Origin of the sequence: Streptomyces sp. Ru73, from assembly GCF_002920575.1 — a bacterium.
In the GTDB taxonomy this organism is placed as follows: Bacteria; Actinomycetota; Actinomycetes; order Streptomycetales; family Streptomycetaceae; genus Streptomyces.
Genome location: NZ_PQSQ01000030.1, coordinates 16,268 through 33,579, shown reverse-complemented (window position 1 = coordinate 33,579; position 17,312 = coordinate 16,268). Strand labels below are relative to the sequence as shown.

Annotated in this window: 16 protein-coding genes; 5 read left to right on the top strand and 11 right to left on the bottom strand. The window is 72.5% G+C overall.

The window, feature by feature from the left end:
• Positions 1 to 85 precede the first annotated feature (85 nt).
• Together C3486_RS15750 and C3486_RS15745 are read left to right on the top strand one after the other, a co-directional pair.
• Positions 86 to 1,582 carry a zinc-dependent metalloprotease gene (locus C3486_RS15750; RefSeq protein ID WP_103833333.1) on the top strand — a complete coding sequence of 499 codons (1,497 nt, stop codon included), beginning with the start codon at positions 86 to 88 and terminating at the stop codon, positions 1,580 to 1,582.
• Positions 1,583 to 1,584: 2 nt separating this feature from the next.
• Positions 1,585 to 2,115, top strand: coding sequence for an NUDIX hydrolase (locus C3486_RS15745; protein WP_103833369.1), 531 nt, complete (start codon positions 1,585 to 1,587; stop codon positions 2,113 to 2,115).
• 117 nt (positions 2,116 to 2,232) lie between these two features.
• On the opposite strand, the gene C3486_RS15740 is transcribed toward C3486_RS15745, so the two are convergent.
• From C3486_RS15740 to C3486_RS15725, 4 genes are all read right to left on the bottom strand, one after another.
• The gene (locus C3486_RS15740; RefSeq protein ID WP_103833332.1) at positions 2,233 to 2,991 is read right to left on the bottom strand and encodes an AIM24 family protein; all 759 of its coding nucleotides are present in this window, start codon (positions 2,989 to 2,991) and stop codon (positions 2,233 to 2,235) included.
• A gap of 20 nt (positions 2,992 to 3,011) precedes the next feature.
• On the bottom strand, positions 3,012 to 3,695 hold the full coding sequence (locus tag C3486_RS15735; protein ID WP_103833331.1) for an AIM24 family protein: 684 nt from the start codon (positions 3,693 to 3,695) through the stop codon (positions 3,012 to 3,014).
• 11 nt (positions 3,696 to 3,706) lie between these two features.
• The gene (locus C3486_RS15730; RefSeq protein ID WP_103833330.1) at positions 3,707 to 5,431 is read right to left on the bottom strand and encodes a TerD family protein; all 1,725 of its coding nucleotides are present in this window, start codon (positions 5,429 to 5,431) and stop codon (positions 3,707 to 3,709) included.
• A 255-nt stretch (positions 5,432 to 5,686) separates the two neighbouring features.
• Positions 5,687 to 6,286 carry a M48 family metallopeptidase gene (locus tag C3486_RS15725; RefSeq protein ID WP_103833329.1) on the bottom strand — a complete coding sequence of 200 codons (600 nt, stop codon included), beginning with the start codon at positions 6,284 to 6,286 and terminating at the stop codon, positions 5,687 to 5,689.
• A gap of 460 nt (positions 6,287 to 6,746) precedes the next feature.
• Here C3486_RS15725 and C3486_RS15720 point away from each other — a divergent pair, with 460 nt between their 5' ends.
• Together C3486_RS15720 and C3486_RS15715 are read left to right on the top strand one after the other, a co-directional pair.
• The gene (locus C3486_RS15720) at positions 6,747 to 7,931 is read left to right on the top strand and encodes a TOMM precursor leader peptide-binding protein (protein ID WP_103833328.1); all 1,185 of its coding nucleotides are present in this window, start codon (positions 6,747 to 6,749) and stop codon (positions 7,929 to 7,931) included.
• Between the two features lie 386 nt (positions 7,932 to 8,317).
• A complete protein-coding gene (locus C3486_RS15715) occupies positions 8,318 to 9,808 on the top strand; it encodes an AarF/ABC1/UbiB kinase family protein (protein WP_103833327.1) in 1,491 nt (496 codons plus the stop codon).
• Between the two features lie 195 nt (positions 9,809 to 10,003).
• Here the strand turns inward: C3486_RS15715 and C3486_RS38015 are convergent, their stop codons facing one another.
• The 5 genes from C3486_RS38015 to C3486_RS15695 form a co-directional block, all read right to left on the bottom strand.
• Positions 10,004 to 10,132, bottom strand: a complete 129-nt coding sequence (locus C3486_RS38015) for a hypothetical protein (protein ID WP_258052806.1) — start codon at positions 10,130 to 10,132, stop codon at positions 10,004 to 10,006.
• A 491-nt stretch (positions 10,133 to 10,623) separates the two neighbouring features.
• The gene (locus tag C3486_RS15710; protein WP_103833326.1) at positions 10,624 to 10,941 is read right to left on the bottom strand and encodes a hypothetical protein; all 318 of its coding nucleotides are present in this window, start codon (positions 10,939 to 10,941) and stop codon (positions 10,624 to 10,626) included.
• The gene (locus tag C3486_RS15705; protein ID WP_103833325.1) at positions 10,938 to 11,291 is read right to left on the bottom strand and encodes a WhiB family transcriptional regulator; all 354 of its coding nucleotides are present in this window, start codon (positions 11,289 to 11,291) and stop codon (positions 10,938 to 10,940) included. Before C3486_RS15705 ends, C3486_RS15710 begins: the two co-directional genes overlap by 4 nt.
• Positions 11,292 to 11,437: 146 nt before the next feature.
• Positions 11,438 to 11,794 (bottom strand): hypothetical protein, encoded by a 357-nt coding sequence (locus C3486_RS15700; RefSeq protein ID WP_103833324.1) that lies wholly within the window; start codon positions 11,792 to 11,794, stop codon positions 11,438 to 11,440.
• A gap of 193 nt (positions 11,795 to 11,987) precedes the next feature.
• Entirely contained in the window at positions 11,988 to 14,255 is a 2,268-nt protein-coding gene (locus C3486_RS15695; RefSeq protein WP_374936874.1) for an ATP-dependent DNA helicase UvrD2, read from the bottom strand.
• A 266-nt stretch (positions 14,256 to 14,521) separates the two neighbouring features.
• On the opposite strand from C3486_RS15695, the gene C3486_RS15690 reads away from it, so the two are divergent.
• Positions 14,522 to 14,779 (top strand): glutaredoxin domain-containing protein, encoded by a 258-nt coding sequence (locus tag C3486_RS15690; RefSeq protein ID WP_103833323.1) that lies wholly within the window; start codon positions 14,522 to 14,524, stop codon positions 14,777 to 14,779.
• Between the two features lie 95 nt (positions 14,780 to 14,874).
• Here C3486_RS15690 and nudC read toward each other — a convergent pair whose 3' ends face one another.
• Together nudC and C3486_RS15680 are read right to left on the bottom strand one after the other, a co-directional pair.
• The gene (gene nudC, locus C3486_RS15685) at positions 14,875 to 15,810 is read right to left on the bottom strand and encodes an NAD(+) diphosphatase (protein WP_103833322.1); all 936 of its coding nucleotides are present in this window, start codon (positions 15,808 to 15,810) and stop codon (positions 14,875 to 14,877) included.
• 91 nt (positions 15,811 to 15,901) lie between these two features.
• Positions 15,902 to 17,302 (bottom strand): dipeptidase, encoded by a 1,401-nt coding sequence (locus C3486_RS15680; RefSeq protein WP_103833321.1) that lies wholly within the window; start codon positions 17,300 to 17,302, stop codon positions 15,902 to 15,904.
• Positions 17,303 to 17,312 lie beyond the last annotated feature (10 nt).

The following is a 17,312-nucleotide window of genomic DNA, read 5'->3' as shown; positions in this document are numbered from 1 at the left end:
CGGCCGGGCACCCTCTAGGCTGGAAGGGAATGTCGGGCAGCCGCCGTCGGCCCGGGGCCGGCGGCCCTACGAGCCGAGGAAACCCGTGAGTGACAACCCATTCGGATTCGGCCTTCCGCCGGAGGAGCCGGAGGACGGCGACAACGGCAAGCAGAAGGGCGGCCAGGGAGGTGGCCAGGGCCCCGCGAATCCGTTCGGGTTCGGTGGCGGGAGCGGCGGCGCGGACAACCCGTTCGCGGCGCTCTTCGGCGGCATGGGCGGGCCCGGGGGCCAGATGAACCCCGGCGATCTCGGAGCCGCGTTCCAGAAGCTGGGCCAGATGCTCTCCTACGAGGGCGGCCCGGTGAACTGGGAGATGGCCAAGGACATCGCCCGGCAGACGGTGGCGCAGGGCGCCCCGGACGGCAGCAAGGACGCCAGTGTGGCGCCCGGTGAGCGCGCGGCCGTCGAGGAGGCGGTGCGCCTCGCCGACCTGTGGCTGGACGGCGTGACGTCGCTGCCGTCGGGTGCGGGCAGCGTGGTCGCCTGGAGCCGTGCCGAGTGGGTCGAGGAGACCCTCCCGGTCTGGCGCGAGCTGGTCGACCCGGTCGCCGAGCGCGTCGGCGCCGCGATGGGCGACGTGCTCCCCGAGGAGATGCAGGCCATGGCGGGCCCGCTGCTCGGGATGATGCGCTCCATGGGCGGCGCGATGTTCGGTACGCAGATCGGGCAGGCGCTCGGCACCCTGGCCGGCGAGGTCGTCGGCTCCACGGACGTCGGGCTGCCGCTGGGGCCGGCCGGGAAGGCCGCCCTGCTGCCGGGCAACATCGAGGCGCTCGGCTCGGGCCTGGGCGTGCCGCCCGAGGAGGTGCGGCTGTACCTGGCCCTGCGCGAGGCCGCCCACCAGCGTCTCTTCGCGCACGTACCGTGGCTGCGCTCGCACCTCTTCGGCGCGGTCGAGGGCTACGCGCGCGGCATCAAGGTCGACACCAGCAAGCTGGAGGACGCGGTCGGCCAGCTCGACCCGGCCCACCCTGAGCAGCTGCAGGACGCGCTCCAGCAGGGCATGTTCCAGCCCGAGGACACCCCCGAGCAGAAGGCCGCGCTGGCCCGCCTGGAGACGGCCCTGGCGCTCGTCGAGGGCTGGGTGGACGCGGTGGTGCACGCGGCCGCCGCGCCGCACCTGCCGTCGGCCGACGCCCTGCGTGAAACGTTGCGGCGGCGCCGGGCGACCGGTGGCCCTGCCGAGCAGACCTTCGCCACCCTGATCGGCCTGGAGCTGCGTCCGCGTCGGCTGCGGGACGCCTCGCGGCTGTGGGCCTCGCTCACGGACGCGCGCGGCCTGGACGGCCGGGACGCCCTGTGGTCGCACCCGGACATGCTGCCCACGGCGCAGGACCTGGACGACCCGGACGGCTTCGTCCACCGCGAGCAGCTGGACTTCTCCGAGCTGGACGCGATGCTCGGCGAGGCGGCGAAGGGCAAGGGCACTGCCGAGGGCGGCACGCCCGACCTGACCAAGCGCGAGGGCGCCGAGGGCGAGCGCCCCGAGGGCGGCGCCACGGAGCGCGAGGACGGCGACGAGGGCGACGGCGGCAAGTGACCGTGAGCCTTCATGAGGACGCGGCGCGGGTCCTCAAGGAGTGGCCCGCGCCCGACCCCGGCCAGGAGCGGCTGCGCCTGGACTACCTGGACCATCTGGCCGCGCACCCGGACGGCATGTGGAAGCCCTGCGGCGACGGGCACCTCACGGCGAGCGCCCTGGTGATCGACCCGTCACGCGGCCGGGTCCTGCTCACGCTGCACAAGAAGCTGCGGATGTGGCTCCAGATGGGCGGCCACTGCGAGCCCGAGGACGCCACGCTGGCGGACGCGGCGCTGCGCGAGGCGCGCGAGGAGTCCGGGATCACTCGGGGCCTGACGCTGCTGCCGGGCGGCCCGGTGCGCCTGGACCGCCACCACACGCCCTGTGCCTGGCATCTGGACGTGCAGTACGCCGCGCTGGCCCCCGAGGACGCCATGGAGGCGATCAGCGACGAGTCGCTGGACCTGCGCTGGTTCCCGTACGCCGAGGTGCCGGACGTGGCCGACGAGTCGGTGGTCCGGCTCGTGGAGCGGACCAGGGCGCTGCTGTAGGACGCTGCGGGACGAGGTGAGCGGGGCCCGGCACCGGGAAGGTGCCGGGCCCGCTCACGTGCCCTCAGAGGGCTTCCTGCCGGTCCTGGGGCGCACGCCGGACCGGCGGATGCCCGGTCAGTTGGTGAAGATGTTGCCCTGGTTCTGCCCGCGGGCGCCGTGCTGCCCCATGCCGTACTGAGCGGCGAGGCCCGACCCGATGACCGCGTTCTGCGGCGGCAGCAGCTCGCTGGGCTGTACGAGCGCGTAGCCCTGCCCGAGGAAGCTGAGCTCCCAGCCCTCGCCGGTGCTGCCGCGGCGCCGCCACACCCCCGAGGAATGCGTCTGCGCCTGCATCTGGACGCGCAGCGAGGTCGACCAGGCGACCACCGCGTCCGCGTCAGCGTTGGCGTACTTGTCCGGCGTGACCTGCAGCATCAGCGGCTGCCCGGACGTCATCAGCGCGACCTTGCCCCGCCCGGAGATGTTGAGCTGGTACTTGCCGGTGCCCGAGATGCCGTACTGGCTGTCCACGGAGATGACCTCCCAGTGGAGCGTGGAGTCCAGCGCGAGCACGTAGTTGCTGTCGACGGTCAGCCCGTCGTGGTCGACGTCCACGAGGTGCACGTGCTGGGCGAGGTTGGCCAGGTAGACCGTGCCCTGCCCGGAGACGCGCATCAGGTCCAGGCCCTCGCCGGCCCGGGCGCGCCGCCGCTGCTGGTGCGGGGTCTGGTACTCCCCGTCGAATTCGAGCAGCCCCTGGTAGGCGACCATCGTGCCCTTACGGGCCAGCAGGTCCTCGTGGCCGGTCATCGCGACCCGCAGCAGCTGCGGGTTCTGGAGCGCGTACCGGTCCTGGGTCTGCGCCTCTGTGTAGGCGAAAAGCGGGCTCTGCATGGTTACGGAAGTCCTCCCCCTCAGCCCCGGGCCCGGAGCCGGTCGGCGCTGTCCTCGCTGGGCTGTACGACCACGAAGCCCTGGCCGGAGAAGCCGAGCTGGTACGCCTCGCCGCTGCCGCGCCCGATCATCGAGGACGCCTTGAAGCTGCGCTTGCCCTTCATCTTCAGGTTCGTCGACCAGGCCACGAGCGCGTCCGGGTCCACGTAGGTCTCGTCCTCGCCGCGGCCGCAGTCGACGACGATCGGGGTGCCGCGCGAGGTCAGCGCGACCCAACCGGTGCCCGCGATCCCCACGTTGAACAATCCCTGTCCCGCGAACTTCGCCATCCCCTTGACGCGCTGCACGCCCCACTGGAGGTGCGCGTCGAAGGCGAGCAGGTTCGTGCCGTTCACGGAGATCGCGTCGTCGTTCAGGTTGAGGCACACGACGTCCGCACCGTAGTCGGCGAGGTAGAGCAGGCCGTCGCCGCTGGCCTTCATGAGGGGCGCGCCCTCGCCGGTCAGCCACTGCGAGGCCATCTGGCGCACGGCGGGCGGGTTCGGCTCGTACTGGACGAAGCCTTCGTAGGCGACCATCGAGCCGGTGCGGCAGAAGACGTCCTGGCCGCTCTGCATCGCGATCTTCACCATCGCACTGCCGTGGTTCTCCATGCGGGCCGCGGGTGCGGTCGGGGCGTAGCCCGAAAGCTGCTGCTGAGTCATGACGGGCTCCCTTAGACCTCGTAGGGCTGGACGACGATGAAGTTGCCGGGGGCGCCCCGGAACTGGAGGTTGACGGATTCGCCCGAGTGCCCCGGGTACGCGCTGCGGCGCAGCCGCACCTGGCTGGAGATGATCACCTGTGACCCGGCGGACCAGGCGACGATGGCGTTGGCGTCCGCGAAGGTGGTCGGCGTGACCGGCAGGACGACCGGCGTGCCGGCGGTCTTCACCACGACCGTGCCGGTGCCCTGGAACTGCATGGTGAACAGCGCGCCTCCGGGGATGCCGTGCCCTTCGATACGGCGCACTTCGTGCTGCAGCGACTCGTCGAAGGCCAGCACGCTCTCGGCGCTGACGCAGATCGCGTCCCCCTGGAGCTCGATGGGGTGCACATGGGCGCTGTTCTCCGCGAAGAACACCTGGCCCTGCCCGGAGCAGCGCATCAGCTGCATCTCCTGGCCGGTGGCGTTGCCCACGATGCGGCCGCGGAAGCCGGCTCCCTTGTAGCTGAAGTCGACCTTGCCCTGGTAGAGCACCATGCTGCCCTGGCGGGCCAGTACGGGCTGTCCGTCGACGCCGAGGTCGGCGCGGATCAGCTTCTCGCTCTGCGGGGTCCAGCGCTGCCCGGTGGCGGCCTCCCGGTACTTCTGGAGCGACGCCTCCAGGCCCGCGCCGGCGCCCTGCGGCACGGCGTACTGCCCGCCGGCCTGCGGTCCGGGCTGCCCGTAGGCGGGCGGCTGCTGCCCGTACGGAGCGGGCGGCGCCTGCTGCCCCGGGTACGGCGCGGGCGCTCCATGAGGAGCGGGTTGCCCCGGCGCACCATAAGGGGCCTGCGGCGGGGGCGTGGCGGCGGGCGGCGCCATGGGCGCGGCGATGGTCTGCGCCGCGTGCATCTGCGCCTGCTGGTCGGGCTGCGGGAAGCCCTGCTGCGGCGCCATGGGCTGCTGGGGCGCCGGGGGCGGGGCGGGGGCCTGCGGCTGCTGCGGCACGTCCTGCGGGGCGACGGGCTCCGGCTGCGTGGCGTGCGGCGGGGCGGGCGCCGGGGCCGGCTGCTGGGCCGGGACGCCGAAGTCGGGGGCCGGGGGCGGGGCCGCGGCGGCCGGCGCCGGTTCGGCGGCTGCCGGCGGCGCGAAGGCGGGCGCCGGCTCGGCCGCGGCGGGCGGCGCGAAACCGGGTGCGGCGTCCGGCTGCGGCGCGGCCTCGGCCTCCTCGGCGACCTCGCCGCCGAAGTTCTTCAGCAGCGCGTCCAGTCCGCCGTCGAAGCCCTGCCCGACGGCGGCGAAGCGCCACACGTCCTTCATGTAGAAGTCGCCGAGCATGACGGCGCGCTCGGTGCTGAACTCCGCCCCCGTGAACGAGTACCGCGCGACCTCCTGCCCGCCGGCGACGATCCGGATGTACCCCGGGCCGATCTGCGACATCTGGCCGGCGCCGTCGATGGTGGCGGTGAAGGACAGCTTCTGGATGTGCTGCGGGATGCGGTCGAGCGTGACACGGAAGGACTGCGTGTCACCGGCCTGGGGGCCGAGCAGCTGGAGGGACTCCTCGGGCGACTTCGGCTGGTTGAAGAAGATGAAGTACCGGTCGTCGGAAAGCCGTTCGTCGGCGTCCAGCCCGAAGCAGCTGATGTCGAAGGTCAGACCGGGGGCGGCGATCTGTACGCCCACGTACAGATCGGTCCCCGCGGTCAGGTCACTGATCCTGGCCTTGTGGCCCCGTTGGAATTCCCTGGCCATACGTAACGACCGTCCCCCATCCGAGCTTGATTGCCTTGCGCGTCAGGCTAACGGCTGAGCCTGACGGGGCACGATGGCGGGGCTCGACGGTTTGGTCACGAAAGTCCCCGGGCGCGGCCTGCCCTCGCGCGGCCCAATGGGGGCAGTGGGGCGGGCACGCGGGCAGTGCGGCGGGCACGCGGGCCATGGGGCGGGCGTGCGGGCCCGGCCGCGCTCACCGCCGCGCGTACGAGGCCGGGTGCGGGTGCGTCCGGCTCACTCGCTGCGCGCGGCGGGCAGGTGCGGCAGCCGGCCTGCGGCGACCACCCCTTCCAGGTAGCCGCGCGCCCGCTCCGTACGGGGGTAGGCCGTCAGCAGCTCCCAGAAGCCGGCACCGTGCCCGGGGACGAGCAGGTGGGCCAGCTCGTGCAGCAGCACGTAGTCGATGACGTACTCCGGCATGCCCTGCAGCCGGTGCGAGAGCCGGATGCTGCCCTCGGCCGGGGTGCACGATCCCCAGCGGGTGTTCTGGTTGGTGACCCAGCGCACCGAAGCGGGGCGGGCCCGGCCGCCCAGGTACTGGCCCGACAGCCGCTCGGCACGCTCGGCCAGCTCGTCGTCGCCCAGTATCCGCTTGCTCTCCTGCGCGGCCAGCTTGTCCAGCATGACCGTGACCCAGCGGCGCTCCTCGGCCTCCGACATCCGGGCCGGGATCAGGACGACGGTCCGGTCGCCCTCGCGGTACGCCGAGACGGTGCGCCTCCGCCGTGAGCTTCTGCGCACCTCGACCGCGCTGGTCGTGGAGCCGCTGCTCTGCGGGCTCGCATCAGACCTGCGCTGCGGGGCGGCGGCACGGTGCAGTGGGTCGGCGGGCACGCCCCGACGTTACCTGCTGGCGCCGCGCGAAGTCCCGTCCATGAGCCGGGTCGCGGGGGAAACCCTCCATGCCGGGTACGGAGACGCGCCGCACCAGTACGACTAATCCCGCTACCTGTGGATAACTTCGGATGCCGAATCCGGCGTTGCCGCATGCTCGATGCGTACGACAGATCCGGACCTCCGCGAAGGACCGGAAGGCACCACCGCGGAGTCAGTCCTCGACGCACCGCACGACCGACCGACTGCACCGATCACACCGATCCGCACCGCATCCACGGGGGACGACATGCGGCACTCACGCCCACCCACTCAACGGACACTTCCCTCTCCTCTTCCTTCCCCTCCCTGTTCTTCTCCCTCCCCTTCGTCGGCCTCTTCCCCTTCCCCTTCCCCTTCCTCTTCCGCTTCCTCGCCTTCTTCGTCCAGGCGCTCGGGCGCCGTCCCGCTACCGCGGCCGATGCTCAAGCCGGCTCTGCGGCGTGGCTGGCGGGACCGGGCCACCGTGCGCTTCGGCGTCGCCCCGGCTCATGCCGTGGTGGTGGGCCCGGTGGACGGGGCGACCGGCAGTCTGCTGGACCTGATCGACGGCACCCGGAGCATCGAGGAGCTGGAGCGTGAGGCCAAGGCGCTGCAGCTGCCGCCGGGGCATGCCCGGGAGCTCGTCGGCCGGCTGGACGCCGCCGGGCTGCTGGACTCTCCGGCTCCTGGCGCCCCGGCTGCCGAGGCGCTCCAGGCCGATCTCCCCGCGTTCGACCGCCTACGCCCGGACCTGGCCGCCCTGTCCGTATGCCATCGCGACGGGACGGGTGCGGACGAACGGCTGTGGGCACGTCGCTCGGCGCGGGTGCGCGTGCGCGGCACGGGCCGGGTGGGAGCGTCGATCGCGGCGCTGCTCTCGGCGGCGGGCGTGGGCCAGGTGGAGGTGCTGGACGGCGGCCGGGTCGAGCCGTGGGACGTGCTGCCCGCCGGCTTCTCCCCCGACCGCGTCGGCGAACGCCGGGACGTCTCAGCACGTCGCCTGGTCAATGAGTACTCCCCGTGGGCCCGACGCCCCCACGCGTCACTCCGCTCGGCACACGGCGCATCACTCGGCTCGGCACCCTGCGCGTCGCTCGACGGCCCGCCACCGGGCGACCCGCCGCTCGCCCTGACCGTGCTCGCCCCGCGGGACGGCCTGGCGGCGTACGCTCCCGATCCGCGGCTCGCCGAGTCACTCGTCGCCACGGGCATGCCTCATCTGTACGTGGGCGTGATCGAGGCGACGGGGGTCGTGGGGCCGCTGGTGCTCCCCGGTGACACGGCGTGCGCCGGCTGCTGGGAGCTGCGCCGTACGGACGTCGAGCCGGCCTGGCTCCGGCTGCTGGCCCAGTGGCGCTCCGGGCGGGCGTCTCCGGTCGTGCCCGCGTGCGACGCGGCGCTCGCGACGACGGTGGCCGGTCTCGCCGCCACGCAGGTTCTGACCTACCTGGACGGGTATTTACCGCCCTGTACCGGCGCACGGACGGAGCTTGCGCTCCCCTGTATGAGCTGGAACATCGATCAGATCGAGGCTCACCCCGAGTGCGCCTGTGGCGCGGCGCGCTCCCCTGCCACCGCAGCCGCCTCGGATCCTCGTCCCCGACACGCCACAATGACCGAGTAACCCCACCCGGGGCAGGAGCGAGTTGGAGGGCACATGCGGACACCGCACCGACTGCACACGGCCGCCCTCCCCGGCTCGCCGACGAGCCCCACCCGATCGCCACGGCCTCCTCAACCGCCACGCCCCACTCGACCGATACGAACCACTCGACCGTTACGAACCCCTAGACCGACACGAACCACTCGACCGTTACGACCGACTCGAACCGCTCAGCCGACCCGTCGGGCCGGAGCAGCCGGTTCGACCGGACCGACCGCCCTGATGGACCCGCATGCTGACCCTGGATCCGAGTGCTGACCTACTGGCCGTTGGATCCGAGTACTGACCTCACGCGTCCCGTGGGAACTACGTACCCCGCCGGGACCGGGACCTAGGAGGACGCGCACATGTCTGATCTGCCGCGCAAGGCCGTCGTGCGGACGGCCAAGCTCGCCGCCCTCCCCCTGGGCTTCGCCGGACGCACCGCGCTGGGGCTGGGCAAGCGCATCGGCGGCCGTCCGGCGGAGATGATCGCCACCGAGCTCCAGCAGCGCACCGCCGAGCAGCTGTTCGCGACCCTGGGCCAGCTCAAGGGCGGGGCGATGAAGTTCGGGCAGGCGCTGTCGGTCTTCGAGTCGGCGCTGCCGGAGGAGATCGCCGGGCCCTACCGCGCCGCCCTGACCAAGCTGCAGGAGGCGGCCCCGCCGCTGCCGTCCGCCACCGTGCACTCGGTGCTCGCCCAGCGGCTGGGTGAGGACTGGCGGGAGCTGTTCGCGGAGTTCGACGACAAGCCGTCGGCTGCTGCGTCGATCGGCCAGGTGCACCGGGCGGTGTGGCACGACGGCCGTGAGGTCGCGGTGAAGGTGCAGTATCCGGGGGCGGGCGAGGCGCTGCTGTCCGACCTCGCTCAACTGGGGCGGTTCGCCCGCCTGCTGGGGCCCCTGGTGCCCGGCATGGACGTCAAGCCGCTGATCACGGAGCTGCGCGACCGGGTCTCGGAGGAGCTGGACTACGGCCTGGAGGCGGCGGCCCAGCGTACGTATGCCGAGGAGTTCGCCGACGACCCGGACGTACTGGTGCCGGCCGTGGTCCACCAGGGCGACGAGGTGCTGGTCACGGAGTGGATGGAGGGCGTGCCCCTCTCCGAGGTGATCTCGGGCGGGACTCAGGAAGAGCGGAACCGCGCGGGGCAGCTGCTGGCCCGCTTCCTCTTCTCCGGCACGGCTCGTACGGGCCTGCTGCACGCCGACCCGCATCCGGGCAACTTCCGGCTGCTGACCGGTGACGCGCCCGACGGGCCGCCGGAGAAGTGGCGGCTGGGGGTGCTGGACTTCGGCACGGTCGACCGGCTGCCGGACGGGCTGCCGCCCACGATCGGTACGTCGCTGCGGATGACGCTGGACGGCCGGGCCGACGAGGTCTATGAGCTGCTGTGCGAGGAGGGGTTCGTCAAGGAGTCGATCGAGCTGGAGCCGGACGCGGTACTGGACTACCTGCTGCCGATCATCGAGCCGGCGCAGGCGGAGGAGTTCACCTTCACGCGGGGCTGGATGCGCAACCAGGCGGCCCGGATCGCCGACCCCCGCTCCCCCGCCTACCAGCTGGGCAAGCAGCTGAACCTCCCGCCTGCTTACCTCTTGATACACCGGGTGACGCTGAGCACGATCGGTGTCCTGTGCCAGCTGGGCGCGACGGTCCGGCTCAGGGACGAACTGACCACCTGGCTACCGGGCTTCGTCCACCCCGCGCCGGTCCCCGTGCCCGATCCCGACTCCGACTCCGAGTCCGAGCCCGCGTCGGCATCCGCGGCGGCGTCGGCCGGGGTTCCCGCTCAGTCCGACCGTGACAGCAGCCCCGAGACCAGGGAGGAGGACGACACCGAGGAGACCTCTGCCTGACCCCTTACCCCTCGTCTCTCGCCCCTGGACTCTCACGGTCGGGTGCCGTACTCCACGGCGCACGACCGCCTGCCCCGTCCCTCACCGCGGGACTCCGCTCCTCACCGCGGGACTCCGCCTCGCCGCCTACGTACGCCCGCTGCCCGCGCAGGGGCTCGGGTCAGTCGGCAGCCGGTCCGTCAGGCCCGGTGAGGGTCACCACCAGGCCGAGTCCAGGCGGGACTCGATCGCGCGCAGGTGGGTGCGGGCGCAGGTGTGGCAGAAGTAGTGGCGGGTGCCGTTCTCGACGGAGCAGGTCCAGGTCGCCGGGGTGCCGTGCGCCACCGCACCGCACCGGGCGCAGACCGTGCTCTCCCCCGATCTGAACGTTTCTCCGCCCCCGGACGCTTCGTCCGTTCCGGCGGTCGTGTCCGTTCTGAGGGTTCCGCCCTCCCGGTCGGTTTCGCCTGTCAACTCCGCCCGCTCATGCGTCTCGTCGTCCACTGCCCGACGATATCCCCGCCAAGGCCGCCAATACGTGCACAACGCACCGGTAAAGCGAGGCGTGTCGAAGCACGGGTCCGTCCATTCGGCGCACGGGCCGGCAGCCCGGGCGCACGGTTCACCCCACGGGTGCATCAGCCATTCATCGGGCGCACGGGGCGGCGGCCATGGCGCACGTTTCCGTATTCCGCTCCGCCCACCTCGTCCGGTCACCGCGTCGGCCATCGCGTCGGTCACCGCGCCGGCCTCCGCCCGCGGAATGCGCAGAGCGCGCCGCACTGCCCCGGGAGGGCGTGCGACGCGCTACAGGTCGGAAAAGGGACGGGGGACGGTCACTGCATGACGGCCATGGCCAGCGCGCGGCGGGCGCGGAGCGAGACGCGCTCGGCGCGGCGCTGCATGCGGCGGGCGGTGGCGAGCCGGTGGGCTCTGCGTTCCGTCTCGGCCTGCCGCAACCGCTCATGGATATGCGCACGGGCCAGGGCTTCTGGGATGAGTTGCATTTCTCGGGTCCTGTTCTGACGACGCTCGTTCGCGCCGGAGTTCGCGGGGGTGGGCATGTCGGTGAGGGATGGGTTCATCGTCGGGTCCTGCTTCTGGGGGTCCCGGGTGGCGGGACGGTCGATCGTTCCTGTGCCGGTGGTGTTCATGCCGCGACCGGGTTCTTGCGCGGACGGCCACGCGGGCGCTTCCGGGGGACGACGACGCCCTGGACGAACAGCTCGCCGCCCCAGACGCCCCAGGGCTCGCGGCGGTCCTTGGCGCCGGCCAGGCAGGCCTCGCGCACCGGGCAGGTCTGGCACAGCGACTTGGCGTACTCGACGTCGGCCGGCGACTCGGCGAAGAAGACCTCCGGGTCGTAGGTGCGGCACGGGACGGCGGCGCCGAGGCGGTCGATCTCGTCGTCGAGCTCGGTGAGGGGCAGCAAGGAGTTCTCCTGGGGGTCGGGCGGAGGAATCAGGTCGGTGGCGACGGACGGGGTGTGCGTCTTGAGTTGCACGGTGGTGTGTTCCTCGTCTGTTCGGCCCGGCTGGTGGCTGGGCTGTCGTATGGCGTCCCCCGCCGGCTGCGGAGGGACAAACAAAAGGGCCGCGGATCCCGGTGTGGGTTCCGCGGCCCTGGAAGGTGCCGACCTGATCTCGCCGATCAGGCTGGATCACTCCAGGGTTCGAGGCCGCGGAAGGCCCACATGTCGTTCTGCTGCGTGGCGTACTCGGTCGTGGCGTACTGCGTCCGGGATTCGGCACCATTGGCCGCCGCAAAGGCAAAGGCATGCGCGTCTGCCGCTGCTGCTACCTCAGGTGCCTCGGTCGGTCGCTCGCTGCGCTCGCGAATCGGAAGAATCGCGAGGGAAGCCGGGCGCACGGCCGCGACGCCGGACGGACGGACGGAACCGGACAGGCCGGCTCCGGACAGACCGGTGCCACGGAGCGAAGAGCCGAGCGGGCAGGTGGCGACGACCGAGAGATCGGTCATTTTCTGGGTCTCGATGAAGCTGATCACTGGTCTCGCCTCCTTTCGGCGTCTTCGGGGACCGATCGGGACCGGTCCGGGTTGTTCAGTACAGCACGAATCCAACGGTTCTCGGAAGGCCCGTTGTCTCCGTGCTTCCGAAGGCTATGGGGATGCGCTCCGCGCGCGCAAACTATTTTTCCGACGAGTTTTCCGTGTCACCGGAAGCGTTCCCCGGAAGCCTTCATTCCGCAGTCTCCTCGTCACCTCCGGCCCGGTCCGCCGCGAGTTCTCCACCGGGGAGTTCTTCCCCCGCGCACAGGGCCAGGACGTCGGCGCCGAATCTGCGGAGCTTGCGCCTTACTACTCCAGGGATGCCCGCCAGCTCCTGTTCGGTTCCCGGAACGGCCTCGGCTATCGCCATGAGTGTCTTGTCGGTGAAGACGCAGAATGCCGGCTGGCCCAGCGCGGCGGCCTGCGCCTCGCGCCAGTCCCGCAGCCGCTCGTACAGCCCCTCGTCCAGCTCGGAGGGGCAGTCCTCGCAGCGCATGAGCTTGATCTCACCGCCGTCGGAGAGCACCCGGCCGCACACCCGGCAGCGGATCGGCCCGCGGCGCTTGCGCCGGGCCGCCTCCCGCTCCTCGCCCCGGCCCGCCGCGCCGCCGACGCCGCGCTCGATGCCGCCGCCCCCGCCGGGCGAGCGGTGTCCCGCAGCGCCCGCGCCCGTCCGCAGCGCCTTCAGGAAGCGGCTGGGGCTCCGGTGGGCGCGACCGCCGGGAGAGCGCGAGAGGGCCCAGGAGAGGCTCAGGTGGCGGCGCGCGCGGGTGATGCCGACGTACAGCAGGCGGCGCTCCTCCTCCAGCTGCTCGTCCGTCTTCGCGTACGTGATCGGCAGCATGCCGTCGGTGAGGCCGACCAGGAAGACCGCGTCCCACTCCAGACCCTTGGCGGCGTGCAGCGAGGCCAGCGTCACGCCGTCGACCGTCGGGGCGTGCTGGGCACTGGCCCGCTCGTCGAGCTCGGCGACCAGGTCGGCGAGGGTGGCCTCGGGACGCGCCCGCGCGAAGTCCTCGGCGAGCCGGACCAGCGCCGCCAGCGACTCCCAGCGGTCGCGCACGGCACCGGACCCGGCGGGCGGCCGGTCGCCCCAGCCCATCTCGCTGAGCACGGCCCGCACCTCGGAGGGCAGGTCCTGGGCGTCGTCCAGCAGGGTGTCGTTGCCGCCGAAGCGGGCGGCGGCGCGCAGCTTGTGCCCCGCCTCGCGCACCTCGGGGCGCTCGAAGAACCGCTCGGCCCCGCGCAGCTGGTACGGCACGCCCGCGTCGGCCAGCGCCTGCTCGTACACCTCGGACTGGGCGTTGATCCGGAACAGGACGGCTATCTCGCCGGCGGGCACGCCGGAGGCGATGAGGTCGCGGATGCGGCGGGCGGTGCCCTCGGCCTCGGCGGGCTCGTCGCCGTACTCGACGTGGACCGGCTCCGGGCCCGCCTCGCGCTGGGAGATCAGCTCCAGGCGGTGCTCGGCGGCGCGGCCACGGGCCTGGGCGAGGAGGCCGTTGGCGAGGTGGACGATCTGCGGGCTGGAGCGGTAGTCGCGGACCAGCTTCACGACGGTCGCGCCGGGGTGGCGGGTGCGGAAGTTCAGCAGGTGGTCGGGGGTGGCGCCGGTGAAGCTGTAGATCGTCTGGCTGGCGTCGCCGACCACGCAGAGGCTGTCGCGGTCGCCGAGCCACAGCTCCAGCAGGCGCTGCTGGAGGGGGCTGACGTCCTGGTACTCGTCGACGACGAAGTGCTGGTACTGGGCGCGGACCTGCTCGGCGATGTCCGGGCGCTCCTGGAGCACGCCGACCGTGAGCAGCAGCACGTCCTCGAAGTCGATGACGCCGCGCTCGCGCTTGAGGTCTTCGTAGGTGCGGTAGATCTGGGCGATCTCGGCGGGGTCGCGGGGCGCCTCGCGGGTGGCCTTGACGACGGCGGCGGGGTAGTCCGCCGGCACGGTCTGGGTGACCTTGGACCACTCGATCTCGCCGGTGACGTCGCGCAGCTCGGTGCGGTCCAGCCGGATGCCGCAGCGGACGCCGGCCTCGGCGACCAGCTGGACCTTGCGCTCCAGCAGCCGCGGGACCTCGCCGCCGACGGCCTTGGGCCAGAAGTACTGGAGCTGGCGCAGTGCGGCGGAGTGGAACGTGCGGGCCTGGACGCCTGCGGCGCCGAGCTGGCGCAGCCGGCCGCGCATCTCGCCCGCCGCGCGGTTGGTGAAGGTGACGGCGAGGACGGTGTTCGGCTGGAGGATGCCCGCGCGGACGCCGTAGGCGATGCGGTGGGTGATCGCGCGGGTCTTGCCCGTGCCCGCACCGGCCAGCACGCAGACGGGACCGTGCAGCGCGGTGGCGACCTCGCGCTGCTCGGGGTCGAGCCCTTCCAGCACCGCGTCGGCGTCCGCCGGGGCGGCGGGGAAGTTCGACGTCTGCGGTGCGTGCGGGAAGAGGGTGGGGTCCGATGCTGCTGTCACCCCGCCATGCTGCCAGGTCCCCGGCGGCGGCCGGGAATGTTGTCCACAGCCGCGGCCGATGGTCGTACTTTTGCGCAGGCCCGGAAGGGGGCCGGCATGTTCGGGGCGGGAAGTGCCCGAACGGGGCGGGAAGGGGACCTGCGCGCGCCGCCGGAGGGCCGGGAATGGTCCGGGGTAGGTGCGCGTTGAACCACTGCGGTCGCGGCAATCCGCCGCGGTCACGCCGAGCAGCACCAAGCTGAGCAGCAAGAAGGAGCGCGAGACTCATGGCGGGCACTGTCACGATGTACAGCACCACCTGGTGCGGTTACTGCCGTCGGCTCAAGGGCCAGATGGACCGCGAGGGCATCGCGTACACCGAGATCAACATCGAGCAGGACCCCGAGTCCGCGAAGTACGTGGAGACCGTGAACGACGGCAACCAGCTGGTGCCGACCGTCGTCGTGGTCCCCGAGGGCGGCGGCGAGCAGCACGCGATGGGCAACCCGCCGCTCGCGTGGATCAAGGAGAAGCTCGGCGCCTGAGGCCCGCGCACGCCATTGCGCGGCCCGCGCTGTGAGGCCGGACACGCAGAGGGCCGGAACCGTACGGTTCCGGCCCTCGCGCACGTCTGCGGCCGTCAGGGCTTCGGCAGCGGCTTCCCGTACCAGAGCTCGATCAGGCGGGCCGCGATGGAGATGCCGTAGGGCGGCAGCACCTCGCCCGACTCGAAGGCCTTGCGCAGGTCGTCGCGGGAGAACCAGCGGGCCTCCTCGATCTCCTCGCCGTCCACCTGGATCTCGGGCTGCGTGGCACGGGCCATGAAGCCGAGCATCAGGCTGGACGGGAAGGGCCAGGGCTGGCTGGCGACGTACTCGACGTCCCCGACGACCACGCCGGCCTCTTCGTAGACCTCGCGGCGCACCGACTGCTCGATGGACTCGCCCGGCTCCACGAAGCCGGCGAGCGTGGAGAACCGGCCTTCGGGCCAGTGCACCTGGCGGCCCAGGAGCGCGCGGTCCTCCTCGTCGGTGACGAGCATGATCACGGCCGGGTCGGTACGCGGGTAGTGCTCGGCGCCGCAGGCCGGGCAGCGGCGGATGTGGCCCGCCGCCGCGATGACCGTGCGCTCGCCGCAGCGCGAGCAGAAGCGGTGCAGCCGCTGCCAGTTCTCCAGCGCGACGGCGTGCACGAGGAGGCCGGCGTCGCGCTCGGAGAGCAGCAGTCCGGCCTCGCGCAGCCCGGCAGGGCGCGCGGACTGGTCCATGCGCCCCGGCAGGGAGTCCTTCTGCAGTGCGAAGTAGCGGACGCCGTCCTCGTCCTGCCCGAGGTAGTACCGGTGGGTCTCGGTCATCGGCGCCTCGAAGGAGGGCGTCATGACCAGTTCGGTGCGGCCGTCGGGGGTGTCGTCCACGAGGGCCTGACCGCCGGAGACCACGAAGACGCGCGTCGTCGGGTGGCTCCATGCAGCGGCGAGCCAGGCCTCGTCGAGTCGGTGGTGCGCGCTGCGGTCGATGCCGCTGTCGGCGCTGAAGGTGATGGGCCGGTGTGCGTCGTGATCGGTCCGGGTGGTCACTGGAGTTTCCAACTCCCCCTGTGCGAGAGATGCGGGCTGCGTACGTATGCGGGGCGCGGGCCGGCGGGAGGCCGCGACCGTGGCGGTCGGGTCATGCCGGGCGCCAGTTCTCCGCCAGGTCGCCCCACAGGTACGCCGCGGTCTCGACGCCCTTCAGGAGCAGGTCCAGCTCGACCTTCTCGTTGGGCGCGTGCCAGCCGTCGGAGGGCACGGAGATGCCGAGGAAGAGCACCGGGGCGCCGAGGGCGTCCTGGAGGTCGGCGGCGGGCCCCGAGCCGCCCTCACGGGTGAAGCGGATCTTCTGCTCGAAGGCCCGGCCCATGGCGCGGGCGACCGACTGCAGGGCGGGGTGGTCCAGCGGGGTCAGGCAGGGCCTGGTGGCGCCCCAGAAGGTGATGTCGTGCCGGATGCCTGGGGGCAGCCGGTCGGCGACCCAGGAGCGGACGGCCTGCTGGACCGCTGCGGCGTCCTGGCCCGCGACGAGCCGGAACGACAGCTTCAGCTGGGCTCGGGCGGGCACGATGGTCTTGCCGCCGGGGCCCTGGTAGCCGCCGCCGATGCCGTTGACCTCGGCCGTGGGGCGGGCCCAGATGCGTTCCAGTACCGAGTAGCCCGCCTCGCCGAGGGCGGCGTGCGAATGGGCCGTACGCAGCCACTGGTCCTCGTCGAAGGGCAGCTCGGCGAAGAGCTCGCGCTCCCGCTCGGTCAGCTCGATCACGCCGTCGTAGAAGCCGGGGATCGCGACCCTGCGGTCCGCGTCGTGCAGGGCAGCGGCCAGCCGGGCCGCCTCGGTGGCGGGGTTCGGCACGGCGCCGCCGAAGGAGCCGGAGTGGATGTCCTGGTCGGGCCCGTACAGGTCGATCTGGCAGTCGGTGAGGCCGCGCATGCCCGTGCATACGGTCGGGGTGTCCTCGGCCCACATGCCGGTGTCGGAGACGATCACGGCGTCGCACGCGAGGCGGTGCGCGTGCTTCGCGATCAGGGCGGGGAAGTTCGGCGAGCCGGACTCCTCCTCACCCTCGATGAGCAGCTTCAGGTTGACGGCGGGCGCGCTGCGTCCCGTGGCGGCGAGGTGCGCGCGCACCCCTAGGGTGTGGAAGAAGACCTGGCCCTTGTCGTCGGCGGCGCCGCGCGCGTAGAGCCTGCCGTCCGTGATGTGCGGCTCGAAGGGGTCGGTGTGCCAGCCGTCCTCGGGGGCTGCGGGCTGCACGTCGTGGTGGCCGTAGACGAGCACCGTCGGGGCGTCCGGGTCGCCGGACGGCCACTCGGCGAACACCGCGGGCAGGCCCTCGGTCTCCCAGACCTCGGCGGTCGGGAAGCCGGTCTCGGTGAGCTTGGCGACCAGCCATTCGGCGCTGCGGCGTACATCGGGTGCGTGGCCGGGGTCGGCCGACACGGAGGGGATGCGCAGCCAGGCGCCGAGGTCTTCGAGGAAGGCGTCACGTCGGCTGCTGATGTACGTGCGGACAGCGCTGTCCGGGGTGCTGCTCATACCCCTGAGC